Annotated in this window: 2 protein-coding genes (1 of these 2 only partly in view); both read right to left on the reverse strand. The window is 67.9% G+C overall.

The annotated features are described in order from the left end of the window. Positions 1-14,694 carry a non-ribosomal peptide synthetase gene (locus tag ATY02_RS20830; RefSeq protein ID WP_164823700.1) on the reverse strand — a complete coding sequence of 4,898 codons (14,694 nt, stop codon included), beginning with the start codon at positions 14,692-14,694 and terminating at the stop codon, positions 1-3. Further along, positions 14,691-17,379: the 3' portion of a non-ribosomal peptide synthetase gene (locus tag ATY02_RS20835; RefSeq protein WP_164823701.1), read on the reverse strand. 10,409 nt of this gene lie beyond the right edge of the window; only the last 2,689 of its 13,098 coding nucleotides appear in the window; its start codon lies beyond the right edge, outside the window — the gene reads right to left on this strand; it ends in the stop codon at positions 14,691-14,693. The genes ATY02_RS20830 and ATY02_RS20835 overlap by 4 nt, the downstream gene beginning before the upstream one ends.

The raw sequence follows: 17,379 nt of genomic DNA on the forward strand, positions 1-17,379 counted from the left end.
TCATGACACAACCTCCCCCTGGGGCAACGACAGGCCGTCGAGCCACCAGGCCGCCAAGTGGTAGACATTGGGCGCCTTGAGCAGGCTGAAGTGGTTGCCTGGGCAGGACCACACGCCAAGATCGCTCACCTGGCGCCGCCAACCGTGGACCATCCCCTGTTGCTCCCGACGATTGCCAGCGGCGTCCAGGCTCGGATCGTCGGCCAGGACCAGGCGCACCCGGCCCCGATAGCCATCCCGGGGCTGATAGCGAGTACGCAAGGCCGTGGCGAAGGTCCGCGCCGGGCCATGCATGGCTCGCGGGTCGGCACGCTGGGACAACAAGCCGACCCGCACCATGCCGGCATGCAGCAGGTGCATCTGCATGGCGTCGTCCTCGGCGGCGAACGCCACCGGGTCGATGCCCATGGCCTGGCCCGCGGCCAGTTGCATCGACTCCACCAGGCGCCACAGCGCCGCCGTGGTGGTATAGGGCCGCCCCAACTGACCGTCGCTGTCCGGGGCCTGGCTGTCGATCAGGGTCAGTGATGCCACCACCCGCCCGGCGGCCTGCAAGGCCCCGGCCATCTCGAAAGCCACCCAGCCGCCGAAGGAATGGCCGATCAGGTGCAACGGCCCTTGCGGGTACTGCTCCTGGATCGCCTGCAGGTAATGCCGGGCAGCGGCCTCCACCTGGGCATGGGGGGCATCGTTGCCATCCAGCCCCCTGGCCTGCAGGCCATAGATCGGCCAGTCCGTGCCCAGGGCCTCGGTGAGCCCGATAAAACCGGTGATGCTGTCGCCGGCCCCGGGTACGCAGAAGATCGGCGTATGCCCAGGCCGACCGCTCTGGATGCGCAGCAGTGGCTGATGGGCCGTTGCTGCAGGGGTGGCACTGGCCAGGCTGCGGGCTTGTTCCATGGCTGCGCCGAGCGCCTGGCCCAGGGCCTGGACATGGGGCAACTGCATCAAGCTCAGGTGGTCCCCCGGCACGGCGATGCAGTGCAGGCGCTCGCTGGGCAGCACCTCGCCCCAGCCCAGGGTCGGGCTGCGACGGGACAGTTCGGTCGGCCGCTCGGTGGCACAGAACAGGTGCACCGGCACGCCAATCGGATGCAGGTGGTAGTGGGCCAGCGCATGACCATGGGCCACCTCGCGATCCAGGTACTGCCACAACTGCTCGGCACTGGCTGCAGCCAACTGCTCGAACAGCAACCCCTGCTCATCCAGCTGCTGAAGCAAGGCCTGGAAATCGAACTGTTCGAGCCTGCTGCCCATGTGCTCCACGGCCGCCAGCGACGCCTCGCCGGCCACGCCCTGGGCACTCCAGTAAGCCTGGCACTGCAACAGCAAGTGCTGCTTCTGGGCATGCTCCCCGGACCAGCGAGCCTTGCCCTGGTCGGTCAGGCGCGGCACATAACTGTCGATCAGCCCGAGGAACTCCACCTGCTCGTCCAGCCCCCGCAACTGCTGGGCGATCTCATAGGCCAGCACCCCGCCGAAGGACCAGCCGGCCAAGCGATAAGGCCCCTCGGGCTGGGCCTGGCGCATCACCTTGATCAAGCGCGTTGCCAGGCACTCCATGGTGTTCAACTGGGGCTGGCCCAGGGCGATGCCGGACAGGCCATGAATGGGGAAATCCCCCGCCAGGTGTTGTCCCAGCACCGGGAAATACATGTCCAGGCCAGTGAACTCATGCACCAGGAACAATGCCGGCCCGCGGCCATGGCGAACCGTCACCAGCTCCAGGGGGCCCGCCTCGGTCTCGCGCTCGCCGAGCCAGCGTGCCATGGCGGCCACGCTGGCATGCTGGAACAGGTCCGCCAGGCCCAGCTCGAAACCCGCCTGCTGCAGGCGGTTGACCAGCTGGATCGCCAGCAGCGAATGCCCGCCCTGCTCGAAGAAATGCTCATGACGCCCCACCTGGGGCAGTTGCAACACCTGCGCCCAGTGCTCGGCCAGGACCTGCTCGAGCGCCGTCGCCGGTGCCTCGTAGCAAACGCCAGCCTGGGCCGGCGGCAGCGGCAGGGCCTTGCGATCCAGCTTGCCGTTGTTGGTCAACGGCAAGCCATCGAGCAGCACGTAGGCCTGGGGCACCATGTACTCGGGCAATTGCTCCAGCAAGTGCTCGCGCAGGGCCTGCTGCGTGGGCTGCGCCTGTTCCTGTTGCAGCGTGTAGTAGGCCACCAGGCGCTTGTCGCCAGGCTCATCCTCGCGCACCAGCACCACGGCGTCGCGCAGCCCGACAAAGCTCGCCAGGCAGGCCTGGATCTCCCCTGGCTCGATCCGGAACCCACGGATCTTCACCTGCTCGTCGTTGCGCCCGATGCACTCGAGCAGGCCATTGTCCAGCCAGCGGCCCAGGTCGCCGGTGCGATACATCATGGCCCCAGGCTCGGTACTGAACGGATCGGCGAGAAACTTCTCGGCGCTCAGCTCAGGGCGATTCAGGTAACCCAGGGCCACACCATCGCCCCCGATATGGATCTCCCCGACCACCCCCACCGGCAATGGCTGACCCAGTGCATCCAGGACATAGACGCTGGTGTTCGACAGTGGCCGGCCGATGGGCACGCTGTCGGCATCCGCTGGCAATTCCCACGGCTCGTGGGTGACCGCGAAGGTGGTGGTTTCCGTCGGCCCGTAGCCATTGACCAGGCGCAATCCCGGGGCCTGGGCCTGCATCCGCCTGAACGCCGTGGCATCGGCCCGCTCGCCACCACACAGGAGCATGCGCAGCCCCTTCAGGGCCTGGGGAATCAGTTGCACGTACTGGTTGAACAGGCTGGTGGTGAGGAACAGCATCGTCACGCCATATGCTTGCAGCAGCTGGGCGAACGCCGGTGGGTCAAGCAGGGTCTGGTGATCCACCACCACGACCCGGCCACCGTTGAGCAACGGTCCCCAGACGTCCAGGGTGCTGGCGTCGAACGCCGGGTTGGAGGCGAACGCCACCCGGTCACCGGCGTTGAAGTCGGCATAGCCGTTGTTGATCACCAATCGGGTGATGGCCCGGTGCGGCACCAAGACGCCCTTGGGTTCGCCGGTGGAGCCGGAGGTGTACATGATGTACGCCACCGCTTCGCTGGACAGTTCCAGGCCGGGGTTGTGCCCCGGCAACCGGTCCAGGCGCAGCCGATCCAGCTCGACCCGTGGCGTCGCTACATCCAACGGCCGATCGCTATGGACCAGCAGGACCACCGCCTGGCTGTCGGCCACCATGAAGCCCAGCCGCTCGGCCGGGGCATGGATATCCAGCGGGACATAGGCCGCACCGCACTTGTTGACCGCCAATTGCGCCATCAACAGATCCAGGCTGCGTGGCAACAGCAAGGCCACGGCCTGCCCGGGAAGCACGCCAAGCCCCAGCAGGTGATGGGCCAGCTGGTTGGCCCGGGCATTGAGCCGGGCATAGCTGAGCACCTCCTGGCCATGCACTGCCGCCACCTGTTGCGGACGCTCCAGGACCTGCGCCTCGAAACGCTGGTGCAGGGTCTGCCGGCGCGGGTAGTCACGGTGGGTAGCGTTGAACGCCACCAGCACCTGCTGGCGCTCGGCAGCCGGTAGCACTGCCACCCGGCCAATAGCCAGCCCCGGCTCCTGTTCCAGGGCGTGCAGCAGGTTTTCCAGGGTGCACTGCAGGTACTGGCAGATACGCCGGGCATCGACCCCGGCGGCTACCGCCGTGCACATGAAGCCATCGCCCAGGTCGTCGATGCTCAAGGTCAGCGGATAGTTGCTGCGCTCTTCGGCGTTGAGCAACTGCATGCCCTCCCAGGCCCCGTCCGCCGGCCCCGTCAGATCGGCCGACGGTGCGCTGTGGCGATAATTGAGCAGGCTGCTGAACAACGGCGTACCTGGCTCCACCGCACTGCAACGCTGCACCAGGGCCAGGGGCGCCTGCTCATGCCCCAGTAGTTGCGCCAGGCGCTCATGGGTGGCCAACAGCGCATCGCGCACCGGCACCTCGCCCAGGTCGACCCGCAACGGCAAGGTATTGATGAACACCCCCAGGGCCCGCTCGGCGCCTTCGCCACCTTGCATCCGCCCCAACAGCACGGTGCCGAATACCACCTGTTGCTGCGCGGCCAGGCTGCCCAGCACGCGCCCCCAGGCCAGGTGCATCAGGCTCGCGGCGCTGACGCCCAGTTGCCGGGCCTGCAGGCGCAAGCGCCGGGCCAGCAGCCGATCCAGGGGTTGGCGAGCCTCGCTGAGGACGACCTCGCGACCCGGTACTTCCTGCAAGCCCAGGGGCAGGGTCGGCTGGTGGATATCGCCCAGCATCTGGCGGAAAAACACCTCATGCTCGGCCGCCCCGATTCCCAGCCGGGCCTGGGCCACGTAGTTGCGATAGGGCACGGCGGCGCCCAGGCGCTCCTGGCGCCCCAGGAGGAAGGCGTGCAGCTCGTGCTGCAGCACTTCCAGGGCCACGTGGTCCATCACCAGGTGGTGGAACAATAACAACGCCACCAGCCGTCCATGGTCCGGATCGACGGCATACACCAGGCGCAGCAGCGGTGCCTGGGCAATCTCCATGCGGTAGCGACAGCTGTCGAAGCGCGCCTGCAATTGTTCCAGCACCGGCCCTTGGGCAGCGTCCAGCACCCGCTCTTCACAGACCAGCGCAGCTTCGCGCCAGACCACTTGCAGCGGCTCGTCCAGCCCCTCCCAGAGCACCGCGCTGCGCAGAATGTCATTACGTTCGATCACCCCCTGCAAGGCCTTGGCGAAGGCCTGCAAGCGCCCGACGGTGTCGAAGGCGAACTGCGCCTGGAGCACATAGGGATCGCCCTGGCCGGCGGCCAGGTGGTGGTAGAGGATGCCCGCCTGCAACGGCGCCAGCGGATAGATGTCCTGGACGTTGGCGGTACCGCCGGGCACCGTGGCCACGACCCGGTCGATGGCGGCCTGGTCCAGCTCGATCAGCGGCAACAGTGGCGGGGTGATGCGCGGGCAATCGCGGTAGATCAGGTTCTGCGGCACCTGCACCTCGCGGCCACGGCCCACGGCAGCGGCCAGGGCGGCCAGGGTTGGCTGGCCGAACAGCACCCGCACATCCGCCGAGAGACCGGCCCGGCGCATGCGGCCGATCAGGCTCACCGCCAGCAGCGAGTGCCCGCCCAGCTCGAAGAAATGGTCGTGGCGCCCTACCCGCTCGACGTTGAGCAACTCGGCCCACAACTGCGCCAGCAGGATCTCGGTGTCGCCCACCGGTGCCTCGTACTCGCGCACCAGCGCCGCTTCCAGCCCGGGTGCCGGCAACGCCTTGCGTTCCAGCTTGCCGTTGGGGCTCAGGGGCAAGGCCTCCAGGTGTACGAATAGCGCGGGCACCATGTAGTCCGGCAGGTGCTCCAGCAACGCCTGGCGCAACTGTTCGACAGGCAATTTCCCGTGCCCGGCATCGCTGGTGTAGTAGGCCACCAGGCGCTTGTCCCCGGGTACGTCCTCGCGGGCCAGGACCACGGCCTCCTTGATGCCTTCGAGCTGGGTCAGGCGCGCCTGGATTTCCCCCAGCTCGATGCGCAGGCCACGGATCTTCACCTGGTCGTCGTTGCGTCCCAGGTACTCGATATTGCCGTCGGCGAGATAGCGCCCCAGATCGCCCGTGCGGTACATCCGCGCGTCCGGCTCGGCGCTGAACGGATCGTCGACAAAACGCTCGGCGGTCAGTTGCTCGCGGTTCAAGTAACCGCGCGCCACCTGCACCCCGGCAATGAACAGCTCGCCCACCACGCCCAATGGCACCGGCTGCAATTGCGCATCCAGCAGGTACAGGCGGGTGTTGGCGATCGGCTTGCCGATGGGCGTGTTGTCAGGAGTCGTCTCCAGCGGACCGGTACAATCCCAGGCCGTCACGTCCACCGCGGCTTCGGTGGGGCCATACAAATTGTGTAAACCAACATTCGGTAACTGCTGCTTGAAGCGCCGCACCAGGCTGCCCGGCAGCGCCTCGCCGCTGCACATCACCTGGCGCAAGCTGGCGCACTCGCGAGTCTCGCCATAGGCCAGGAACACGTCGAGCATCGAGGGCACGAAATGCAGGGTGGTGATGTTTTCCCGGGCGATCACCTGGCGCAGATAGGCCGGGTCCTTGTGCCCTTCGGGGCGAGCCATCACCAGGCGGGCGCCGGTGAACAGCGGCCAGAAGAACTCCCACACCGACACGTCGAAGCTGAACGGAGTCTTCTGCAACACCGCGTCGCAGCTGGTGAGCCGGTACTGCTCCTGCATCCATAGCAAGCGGTTGACCACCGCCCGGTGCTCGTTCATCGCGCCCTTGGGCTGGCCAGTGGAACCGGAGGTGTAGATCACGTAGGCCAGGCGCCGTGGCGTAAGCCCGGCGATCCGTGGATTGATCCTGGGCTGGCGGCTCCACACCGATTGTTCGAGATCCACCACTGGCACGTCCGGATCGCCCAGCAGGCCCAGGGTCGCACCCTGGGCCAGCACCGCCAGCGGCGCGCTGTCCTCAAGCATGTAGGCGATACGCTCGGCCGGGTAAGCCGGGTCGATGGGCACGTAGGCACCCCCGGCCTTGAGGATCGCCAGCAGGCCCACCACCATGTCGACGCTGCGCTCGACGCAGATCGCCACCCGCTGGTCCGGGCCGACGCCCAATTGCAGCAGGTGCCCGGCCAACTGGTTGGCCTGCTGGTTGAGCTGGCGATAGCTCAGGCACTGCTCGCCGGCCTGCACCGCCAGCGCCTCTGGGCTGCGCAGTACCTGGGCTTCGAACAACCCGTGCAGGGTCTGCTCCAGCGGATAGTCGCGGTCGGTGGCGTTGAAACCTTCGAGCAACTGCCAACGCTGCTCCTGGTCCAGCAGCGGCACCTGATCCAGGAGCATCTGGTCGTCGCTCACCATGGCCTGCAGCACCCGCTGCAGGTAGCCGACATAACGCTGCAGGGTGGCCTCGTCGAACAGCGCCGTGGCGTACTCCAGGGTGCCCTCGATATGGTCCTGGACCTCTCCCAGGTTCAGCGACACGTCGAACTTGGCGAAATGGCTGGCCTCGTGGATGCCCTCCAGGCGCAAGTCCCCCAGCACCAGTTGCGGGACATCACCGTTCTGCCAGGTCATCAGGGTCTGGAACACTGGGCTGTGGGACAGGCTGCGCACCGGCCGCAGGATCTCCACCACCTGCTCGAACGGCAGGTGCTGGTGGGCCTGGGCTTCGAGGGTGCGGGCCTTGACCTGGGCCAGCAACGCCTCGATCCGTGGCGCTGCCGCCAGGTCCACGCGCACCGCCAGGGTGTTGACGAACAAGCCGATCAGGCCCTCGACTTCAGCCTGCATGCGATTGGCCACCGGGGTGCCGACCACCACTTCGGCCTGCCCTGACAGACGCCCGAGCAACAAGGCCCAAGCGCTCATCAGGGTCATGTACAAGGTACTGCCATGACGCTGGCTCAAGGCCCGCAGGCCCGCCGTGAGCTGGGCATCCAGGCGCACCAGGATGCTGCTGCCGGCATAGTCCTGCTGGGCCGGGCGCGGCCGGTCGGTGGGCAACAACAGCAAGGCCGGCGCCCCCTCCAGGGCCTGGCGCCAATAGTCGCCCTGCTGTTGCAGCACCGCACCGCTGAGCCAGCGCCGTTGCCAGTGGGCAAAGTCACTGTACTGCAGCGCCAGCGCCGGCAACGGGTCCGGCAGGCCGCGGCTGAAGGCGCCGTACAGGGCCACCAGCTCACGGGTCAGCACGCCCATGGACCAGCCATCGCTGACCATGTGATGCAGGGTCAGCAACAGTACATGGTGATCGTCCGCCAGGGTCACCAGGCGCCCGCGGATCAGTGGCCCGCGCTCCAGGTCGAACGGCGCCGAGGCCTCGCCCTGGACCAGGGCCTGCAAGGCCTCGTCGGCCCGAGGATGGCCGCGCAGGTTTTCCACCTGCAGGCTCAACCCGGACTGCGGGTCGGCAATCAGCACTTCGGCTTCGTCGCCATACTGGGCGAAGCGGCTGCGCAAGGTTTCATGGCGCGCGACGATACGCGCCAGCGCACGTTGCAGGGCCTGGCTGTCCAGTTGCCCGCGCAGGCGCAAGCCGATGGGAATGTTGTAGGCGGTGTTGGCGCCCTCCATCTGTGCCAGGAACCACAGTCGCTGCTGGGCGAAGGACAGCACCTGGGGCTGGTTGCGCGGCGCCGGCAGCAAGTCCGGCAGGCTGCTGCGCTCGGCCCGGACCAGGGCCTGGGCCACGGCGTGCAGCTCAGCGTTGGCGAACAGCTCACCCAGGGCCAGCTCCACACCCAGACGCCGACGCACCTGGGACAGCATGCGCATGGCCAGCAGCGAGTGCCCGCCCAGCTCGAAGAAATGATCGTGGCGCCCCACCCGCTCAACGTGCAGCAGCTCGCTCCAGATCTGTGCGAGCACGACCTCATTGTCGCCCTCCGGCGCCTCGTACTGCCGGGACAGCAGTGCATCCAGCTCCGGCACCGGCAAGGCCCGGCGATCCAGCTTGCCATTGGCGGTCAGCGGCAAGGCGTCGAGCCGTACATAGGCGACCGGCACCATGTAGTCCGGCAGTTGCGCCAGCAGATACTCGCGCAGCTCGCCCACCGTGGGCGCCACAGCCTGCTCAAGCGCAGTGAAATAGGCCACCAGCCGGGGGTTGCCCGGTTGGTCCTCGCGGGCCAGCAGCACAGCTTCCCGCACACCGGGGAACTGGTTGAGGCGGGTCTCGATCTCGCCCAGTTCGATGCGCACGCCACGGATCTTCACCTGGTGGTCATTGCGCCCCAGGTACTCGATGCGGCCGTCCGCCAACCAGCGTCCCAGGTCGCCGGTCCGGTACATGCGTGCCCCTGGCTCGTTGCTGAACGGGTCATCGAGGAAGCGCTCGGCAGTCAACTGCGGCCGGTTCAGATAGCCGCGGGCCACCCCGGCGCCCCCCACGTACAACTCGCCGGCCACGCCGATGGGCACCGGCTGGCACTGCTCGTCCAGCAGGTAGATCCGCGCGTTGGCCATGGGCCGGCCAATGTCCAGCAGCCCGCCCGCGACCAGGGCGCCCGAGGTGGCGACCACCGTGGCCTCGGTGGGCCCGTAGTTGTTGACCAGCGTGAAGGATTGCGCCTGGTCGAACTGCCGCAGGCGGTCGCCACCGATCAGCAGGGTGCGCAAGGTCGGATGCTTCTGCTCCTGGCTGAAGGCATGCTCGGCCACCGGGGTTGGCAGGAAGCTCACATCCAGGGGCTGGGCACGCCACCAGGCCAGCAACTGGTCGATATCCTGATGGTCGATGCCCGTAGGCGGCAGATGCAGGGTCGCGCCATTGCACAGGGCCGGCCAGAGCTCCCAGGCCATGGCATCGAAACCGAAACCGGCAACGCTGGAGGTGTGGCGCCCCGGCCCCAGGTCGAAGGCCTGGCAATGCCAGTGCACCAGGTTCGCCAGGCTCTGGTGCTCGACCATCACGCCCTTGGGCTGGCCGGTGGAACCGGAGGTGTAGATCACATAGGCCAGGTGCCCGGCATGCAGCCCGGGTACCGGTGGTGCGCTGGCCGGTTGTCGTTGCCAGGCCAGGTCGTCGAGATCGACCAGCGGCCGTTGCGCAGCACCGATCAATGCCCGGGTCGCGCCCTGCACCAAGACCGCCAGTGGCGCGCTGTCCTGCAACAGGTAGGCGATGCGCTCGGCCGGATGGGCCGGGTCGATGGGCACATAGGCACCACCGGCCTTGAGGATCGCCAGCAGGCCCACGGCCATGTCCGGCCCGCGCCCGACACAGATCGCCACCCGGCTGTCCGGCCCGACGCCCAGCCCGCGCAAATGGTGGGCCAGGCGATTGGCCCGGGCATCCAGCTCGGCATAACTGAGGCGCGCGTCCCCGGCTTGCACCGCCGTGGCCTCGGGTTGCTGCGCGACCTGGGCGGCAAACAGCTGGTGCAGGGTCATGCCACGTGGATAGTCCTGGCCGGTGGCATTGAAGTCCTCCAGCACTTGTCGGCGCTCGTCCGGCCCTAGCAACGGCACCCGGGCCAGGTCCTGATGCTCGTGGGCGACCATGGCTTGCAGTACCTGCACCAGGTAGCCGGCAAAACGCTGCGCCGTCTCGGCATCGAACAGCGCCGTGGCGTAATCCAGGGAGCCACGGATCTGCCCCTGGCTCTCCCCCAGGCTCAGGGTCAGGTCGAACTTGGCCACCTGGCTGGCACCGGCGACCCCTTCGAGCTTGAGCTCACCCAGTACCAGGTCCTGGGCAAAGTCCTCGACCCAGGTCAGTACCGCCTGGAACAGCGGGCTGTGGGCCAGGCTGCGCTGGGGCCTAACGATCTCCACCACCTGTTCGAACGGCAAGTCCTGATTGGCCTGGGCCGCCAGGCTGCAGGCACGGACCTGGGCCAGCAACTCGACCACGCTCTGCCCAGCGCTCACGTCCAGGCGCAGGGCCAGGGTGTTGACGAACAGGCCGATCAGGCCCTCGACCTCGGCGCGCATGCGGTTGGCCACCGGGGTACCGATCACCAGGTCATGCTGGCCCGAGAGACGCCCGAGCAGCAACGCCCAGCCTGCCAGCACGGTCATGTGCAACGTGCAGCCATGGCGGCGGCCCAGGGCCTTGAGCTGCGTGCTCAAGCCGGGCTCCAGCAGCAACGGCACGCTGGCGCCACGGTAATCCTGCTGCACGGGCCGTGGCCGGTCGGTGGGCAGCATCAGCAAGGTCGGCGCGCCGGCCAGGGCCTGGCGCCAATAGTCACCCTGGCCTTGCAGCACCGCACCGCTGAGCCAGCGCCGCTGCCACAAGGCAAAGTCGCTGTACTGCACCGCCAGTGGCGGCAACGGGTCCGCCTGGCCCTGGCTGAAAGCGCTGTACAAGGCCACCAGTTCACGGGTCAGCACGCCCATGGACCAACCGTCGGCGACGATGTGGTGCAGGGTCAGCAACAGCACATGGTGCTCATCCGCCAAGCGCAACAGGCGCCCACGAATCACCGGTCCGCGCTCCAGGTCGAAGGCTTGCGCTGCCTCGGCCTGCACCCGCTCGGCCAGTGTCAGGGGAGCCTCGGCCAGGTCTTCCTCCAGCAGTTCCAGGGCACCCTCGACCGGCCCCACCAGTACCTGGGGTTGTTCCTCTACCAGGACAAAACGGCTGCGCAACGTAGCGTGCCGAGCCACGATCGTCTGCAGCGCCTGTTGCAGCGCCTGCCGATCCAGGCGCCCACGCAGGCCCAGGCCGACGGGAATGTTGTAGGCACCCGCGCCGCCTTCCATCTGCGCCAGGAACCATAACCGCTGCTGGGCAAAGGACAGTGGCAGGTCTTGATCCTGCAGGGCCGGGAAGATTTCCGGCAGCTGGCTGCGTCCGCTGCGCTCCAGCACCGCGGCGACCGCCTGCAGCTCGGCATTGGCGAACAGCTCGCCCAGGGCCAGCTCCAGCCCCAGGCGCTGGCGCACCAGCGACACCATGCGCATGGCCAGCAGCGAGTGCCCGCCCAGCTCGAAGAAGTGATCCTGGCGGCCGACCTGCTCGACCTGCAGCACGTCGCTCCAGATCTGCGCCAAGGCCGTTTCGGTAGGGCCTTCGGGGGCCTGGTACTGGCGATTGAACAGCGATTGCTGGTCCGGCGCCGGCAAGGCCTTGCGGTCCAGCTTGCCATTGGCGGTCAGCGGCAAGGCGTCGAGCCGTACATAGGCGACCGGCACCATGTAGTCCGGCAGTTGCGCCAGCAGATACTCGCGCAGCTCGCCCACCGTGGGCGCCACAGCCTGCTCAAGCGCAGTGAAATAGGCCACCAGCCGGGGGTTGCCCGGTTGGTCCTCGCGGGCCAGCAGCACAGCTTCCCGCACACCGGGGAACTGGTTGAGGCGGGTCTCGATCTCGCCCAGTTCGATGCGCACGCCACGGATCTTCACCTGGTGGTCATTGCGCCCCAGGTACTCGATGCGGCCGTCCGCCAACCAGCGTCCCAGGTCGCCGGTCCGGTACATGCGTGCCCCTGGCTCGTTGCTGAACGGGTCATCGAGGAAGCGCTCGGCAGTCAACTGCGGCCGGTTCAGATAGCCGCGGGCCACCCCGGCGCCCCCCACGTACAGCTCGCCAGCCACACCGATGGGGACGGGTCGATGCTGCTCGTCCAGCAGGTAGATCCGCGCATTGGCCACGGGCCGGCCGATGTCCAGGCTGCCCCCGGTCTCGACAGGGCCGGAAGTGGCCACCACCGTGGCCTCGGTAGGCCCGTAGTTGTTGACCAGGGTAAAGGTTTGTCCCCGGTCGAACTGGCGCAGGCGATCACCACCGACCAACAGGGTCTGCAGGGTCGGATGGCCCACTTGCTGGCTGATGGCGTATTCGGCCACCGGGGTTGGCAGGAAGCTCACCTGCAAGGGCTGCTGGCGCCACCAGTCGAGCAAGGCATCGACATCCTCAGTGCCTTCGCTGGCGGGTGCCAGGTGCAGGACCGCACCGCTGCACAGCGCCGGCCAGACCTCCCAGGCCATGGCATCGAAACCAAAACCGGCCAGGCTCGAAGTGTGGCGGCCAGGCTGCAGGTCGAAGGCCTGGCAGTGCCAGTCCACCAGGTTGCCCAGGCTCTGGTGCTCCACCATCACCCCCTTGGGCAGCCCCGTGGAGCCGGATGTATAGATCACATAGGCCAGGTTGGAGGCGCTCAACCCCGGTACCTCCAGGTTGTCCTGGCCCTGCTCCTGCCAGTGTCGCGGGTCCAGCTCCAGCACCGGTACCGCTTGGGGCGGCAAGCGCGACAACAGCTCCGCCTGGGCCAGCACTACCCGGGGAGCGCTGTCTTCGAGCAGGTAGCTCAAGCGCTCGGCCGGATGGGCCGGGTCGATGGGCACATAACCGGCCCCGGACTTGAGGATCGCCAGCAGGCCTACCAGGGTTTCCAGGCTCCGCCGGGCGACGATGGCCACCCGGTCCTCGGGCCGTACACCCAGGGCCCGCAACTGGCGGGCCAGGCCATTGGCCTGCTGGTTGAGCCCGGCATAGCTCAACGAACGCCCCTGGTGGCAGGCCGCCAGCGCCTGTGGCGCACGTGCTGCCTGGGCCTCGATGCGACCATGCAGGGTCTGGCCCCGCGGGTAGTCCACGCGGCAATCATTGAAACCTTCCAGGACCTGCTGGCGCTCCGCCGACGGCAACACCGACAGAGCCTGCAATGCCAACTGCGGCTGCTGTTCCAGGGCCTGGGCCAGATGCTCCAGGGTGCACAACAGGTAACCGAGGATCCGCCGTGGATCGACCTGGGTACTGGCCAGCAGGGTCAGGCCGAAGTCCTCGGTGAAGTCATCGACGCTCAGGGTCAGGGGGTAGTTGGTGCGTTCCTCGCTGTGCAGGGTGCTGATCCCGGCCCAGGCGGCCTGGGCCTCGGCGCTGGCCCCGGCGTTGCTGTGGCGGTAGTTGAGCAGGGTACTGAACAGCGGGGTCGGTGCACTGACTCCGCTGCAGCGCTGGGCCAGGGCCAGGGCCGCATGCTCATGGCGCAAGAGACTGGTCAGGCGCTTGTGGGTGTCCTTGAGGGCCTCGGCCAGGCCCTGCCCGGCCACGTCCAGGCGAAACGGCAAGGTGTTGATGAAGATGCCCAGGGCCCGGTCGGTGGCTTCGGCGCCCTGCATCCGCCCCATCAGCACGGTGCCGAACACCACCTTGTGCTTGCCGGCCAGGGTCGCCAGCACGCGGCCCCAGGCCAGGTGGAACAGGCTCGCGGCACTGACTCCGGCCTGCCGCGCCTGGCTGCGCAAGCGCAGGCTCAGGGCCGTGGGCAAGGCCAGGCTAGCTTCCTCGATGGCCCGGCCATCGCCTTGCACATCCTGCAGGCCAAACGGCAGGGTCGGCTCGTCGACGTCCGCCAGCATCTGGCGGAAAAAGGTCTCGTGTGCTTGTTCGCTGATGCCCAGCCGGGCCTGGGCTACGTAGTTGCGAAACGGCATGGCCGGGCCCAGGCGCGCGGCCTGGCCGGTAAGCAGCGCCTGCATTTCGTGGCGCACCACGTCCAGGGCACTGTGGTCCATGGCCATGTGGTGGAACAGCAAGATGGCGACGATGCGCTGCCCGGCTTCGTCCCAGGCATGCACCAGGCGCAGCATCGGCGCCTGGCTGATGTCCAGGCGGTAGTGGCGGGCATCGAAGCGCCCTTGCAGTTGCTCCAGCACGGCGCCGTCGACCGGGTCCGGCTCGACCTCCTGGAGGATCAGCCCGGCCTCGCGCCAGACCACCTGCATCGGTTGCGCCAGGCCGTCCCAGAGCACGGCGGTACGCAGGATGTCATGGCGGGCGATGACCCCGCGCAGGGCCTCGGCGAAGGCTTCCAGGTGCTGCGCGCTGGCGAAGGCGAACTGTGCTTGCATCACGTAGGGATCGCCCTGGGTGGCGCTGACGTGGTGATAAAGGATGCCTTCCTGCAGCGGCGCCAGGGGGTAGATGTCCTGGACGTTGGCGACCCCACCCGGCACCGTGGCGACGATGCGGTCGATGGCCTGCTGGTCGAGGTTGGCCAAGGGCAGCAGGTCCGGGGTGATGCGCCGGGTCTGCGCGGTGATGCCGTTGGCCGGCACCTCGACCTGGCCAGCCTTGGCCGGCGCGTACTCACCGCTCTTGATCAGCTCGATCAACTGCGGCTTGAGCTCGCGCAGGCGCGCCAGCAGGGCCGGGTCGCTCAAGGCCTGCTTGTTGCCCTGGACCACCAGTTGGTCGTCCTTGAGTACCAGCTGGACATCCTTTTCCTTCAGTGTCGCCAACAGTTCGATCACGTTCACAGGACGATCTCCATTCGCTCGGTCATTGCCGCGTAGCCGGCCAGGGTCGGTTGTTCGAACAACCCGCGGACATCGGCCTCCATGCCGTGTTCGCGCATCCGGCTGATCAGGTTCACCGCCAGCAGCGAGTGCCCGCCCAGCTCGAAGAAGTGATCGTGGCGCCCTACCCGCTCGACGTTGAGCAGCTCGGCCCACAACTGCGCCAGCAGGATCTCGGTGTCGCCCACCGGTGCCTCGTACTCGCGCACCACCGCCGCTTCCACCCCGGGTGCCGGCAACGCCTTGCGTTCCAGCTTGCCGTTGGGGCTCAGGGGCAAGGCCTCCAGGTGTACGTAGAGCGCCGGCACCATGTAGTCCGGCAGGTGCTCCAGCAACGCCTGGCGCAGCTGTTCGACGGGCAATTTCCCGTGCCCGGCATCGCTGGTGTAGTAGGCCACCAGGCGTTTGTCCCCGGGCACGTCCTCGCGGGCCAGGACCACCGCTTCCTTGATGCCTTCGAGCTGGGTCAGGCGCGCCTGGATTTCCCCCAGCTCGATGCGCAGGCCACGGATCTTCACCTGGTCGTCGTTGCGTCCCAGGTACTCGATATTGCCGTCGGCGAGATAGCGCCCCAGATCGCCCGTGCGGTACATCCGCGCGTCCGGCTCGGCGCTGAACGGATCGTCGACAAAACGCTCGGCGGTCAGTTGCTCGCGGTTCAAGTAACCGCGCGCCACCTGCACCCCGGCAATGAACAGCTCGCCCACCACGCCCAATGGCACCGGCTGCAATTGCGCATCCAGCAGGTACAGGCGGGTATTGGCGATCGGCTTGCCGATGGGCGTGTTGTCCGGGGTGGCGTCCAGCGGGCCGGTGCAATCCCAGGCCGTCACGTCCACTGCCGCTTCGGTGGGGCCATACAGGTTATGCAGGGCAACGTTGGGCAACTGCTGCTTGAAGCGCCGCACCAGACTGCCCGGCAGCGCCTCGCCACTGCACATCACCTGGCGCAAGCCGAGGTCGTCCGGCGTGGCGTCGTGGACGAGGAATACATCGAGCATCGAGGGCACGAAGTGCAAGGTACTGATGCCCTGCTCGCGTATCAGCTGGCGCAGGTAGGCCGGGTCCTTGTGCCCTTCGGGGCGGGCCATCACCAGGCGCGCGCCGGTGAACAGCGGCCAGAAGAACTCCCACACCGACACGTCGAAGCTGAACGGGGTCTTCTGCAACACCGCATCGTCCACATCCAGGCGGTACTGCTCCTGCATCCACAGCAAGCGGTTGACCACCGCCCGGTGCTCGTTCATCGCGCCCTTGGGCTGGCCGGTGGAGCCGGAGGTGTAGATCACGTAGGCCAGGTGCCGTGGCGTCAGGTGCGGCAGCTGCGGGTTGTCCCGGGACTGTCCGGCCCATTGCGGCTGGTCCAGGTCCAGCAACGCCAGCCCGGACGCCTGCGCCAGGTGCCGGGTCGCACCCTGGACCAGCACCGCCAGCGGCGCGCTGTCCTGGAGCATGTAGTCGATCCGCTCCTGGGGATAGGCCGGATCGATGGGCACGTAGGCGCCCCCGGCCTTGAGGATCGCCAGCAGGCCCAGCACCATGTCGACGCTGCGCTCGACGCAGATCGCCACCCGCTGGTCCGGGCCGACGCCCAATTGCAGCAAGTGCCCGGCCAACTGGTTGGCCTGCTGGTTGAGCTGGCGATAACTCAGGCGCTGCTCCCCGGCCTGCACCGCCAAGGCCTCGGGGCTGCGCAGCACCTGGGCCTCGAACAACCCGTGCAGGGTTTGCTCCAGCGGGTAGTCGCGGGCGGTGGCGTTGAAGCCTTCCAGCAGTTGCCGGCGCTCGGCCTCGGGCAGGATCGGCACCTGCAGCAGGGAACGCTGCGGCGCTTGTTCCAGGCTGTCCACCAGGGCCAGCAGGGCTTGTTGCAGGTAGCCGCACACCCGTGCGGCGCCAATCCGCGCCGGGGTCATGGCGGTCAGGCGCAAGCCCTGGCCAAAGTCGTCGACGTTGAGGCTCAGCGGGTAGTTGGTGCGCTCTTCGCTGTGCAGGGTCTCGATGCCCTGCCAGGCTTGGCGCACGGCCTCGCTCGGCGGTGCATCGCTGCCGTGGCGGTAGTTGAGCATGGCACTGAACAGCGGCAGCGGTGCGGCCACCCCGCTGCAACGCTGGGCCAGGGCCAGGGACGCATGTTCATGGCCGAGCAAGGCGCTGAGCCGGGCGTGGGTGGCCTTGACCGCCGCACGCACCCCGCCGGCGTCCAGGTCGACCCGCAGCGGCAAGGTGTTGATGAACATGCCCAGGGCCCGGTCGGCGCCCTGCCCGGCCTGCAGGCGGCCCAGCAGCACGGTGCCGAATACCACCCGTTCCTGGCCGGTGGTGAGGTTCAGCACCCGGGCCCAGGCCAGGTGGAACAGGCTCGCGGCACTGACCCCCAGCAGCCGCGCCTGGGCCCGCAGGCGAGCGGCCAGGGTCGCGTCCACGGCTTGCTGCACTTCCTCGATGGCGTCGCCGTCGCCCTGCACATCCTGCAAGCCGAATGGCAAGGTCGGGGCATCGATGTCGCCGAGCATTTCACGGAAGAACGCCTCGTGTTCCTCGCGAGTGACACCCAGGCGTGCCTGGGCCACGTAGTTGCGGTAGGGGATCGCCGCGCCCGCGGGCTGCTGCCCCAGCAGGCAGGCCTGGATCTCTTCGCGCACC

Origin of the sequence: Pseudomonas sp. BIOMIG1BAC (assembly GCF_001705995.2) — a bacterium.
GTDB lineage: Bacteria > Pseudomonadota > Gammaproteobacteria > Pseudomonadales > Pseudomonadaceae > Aquipseudomonas > Aquipseudomonas sessilinigenes.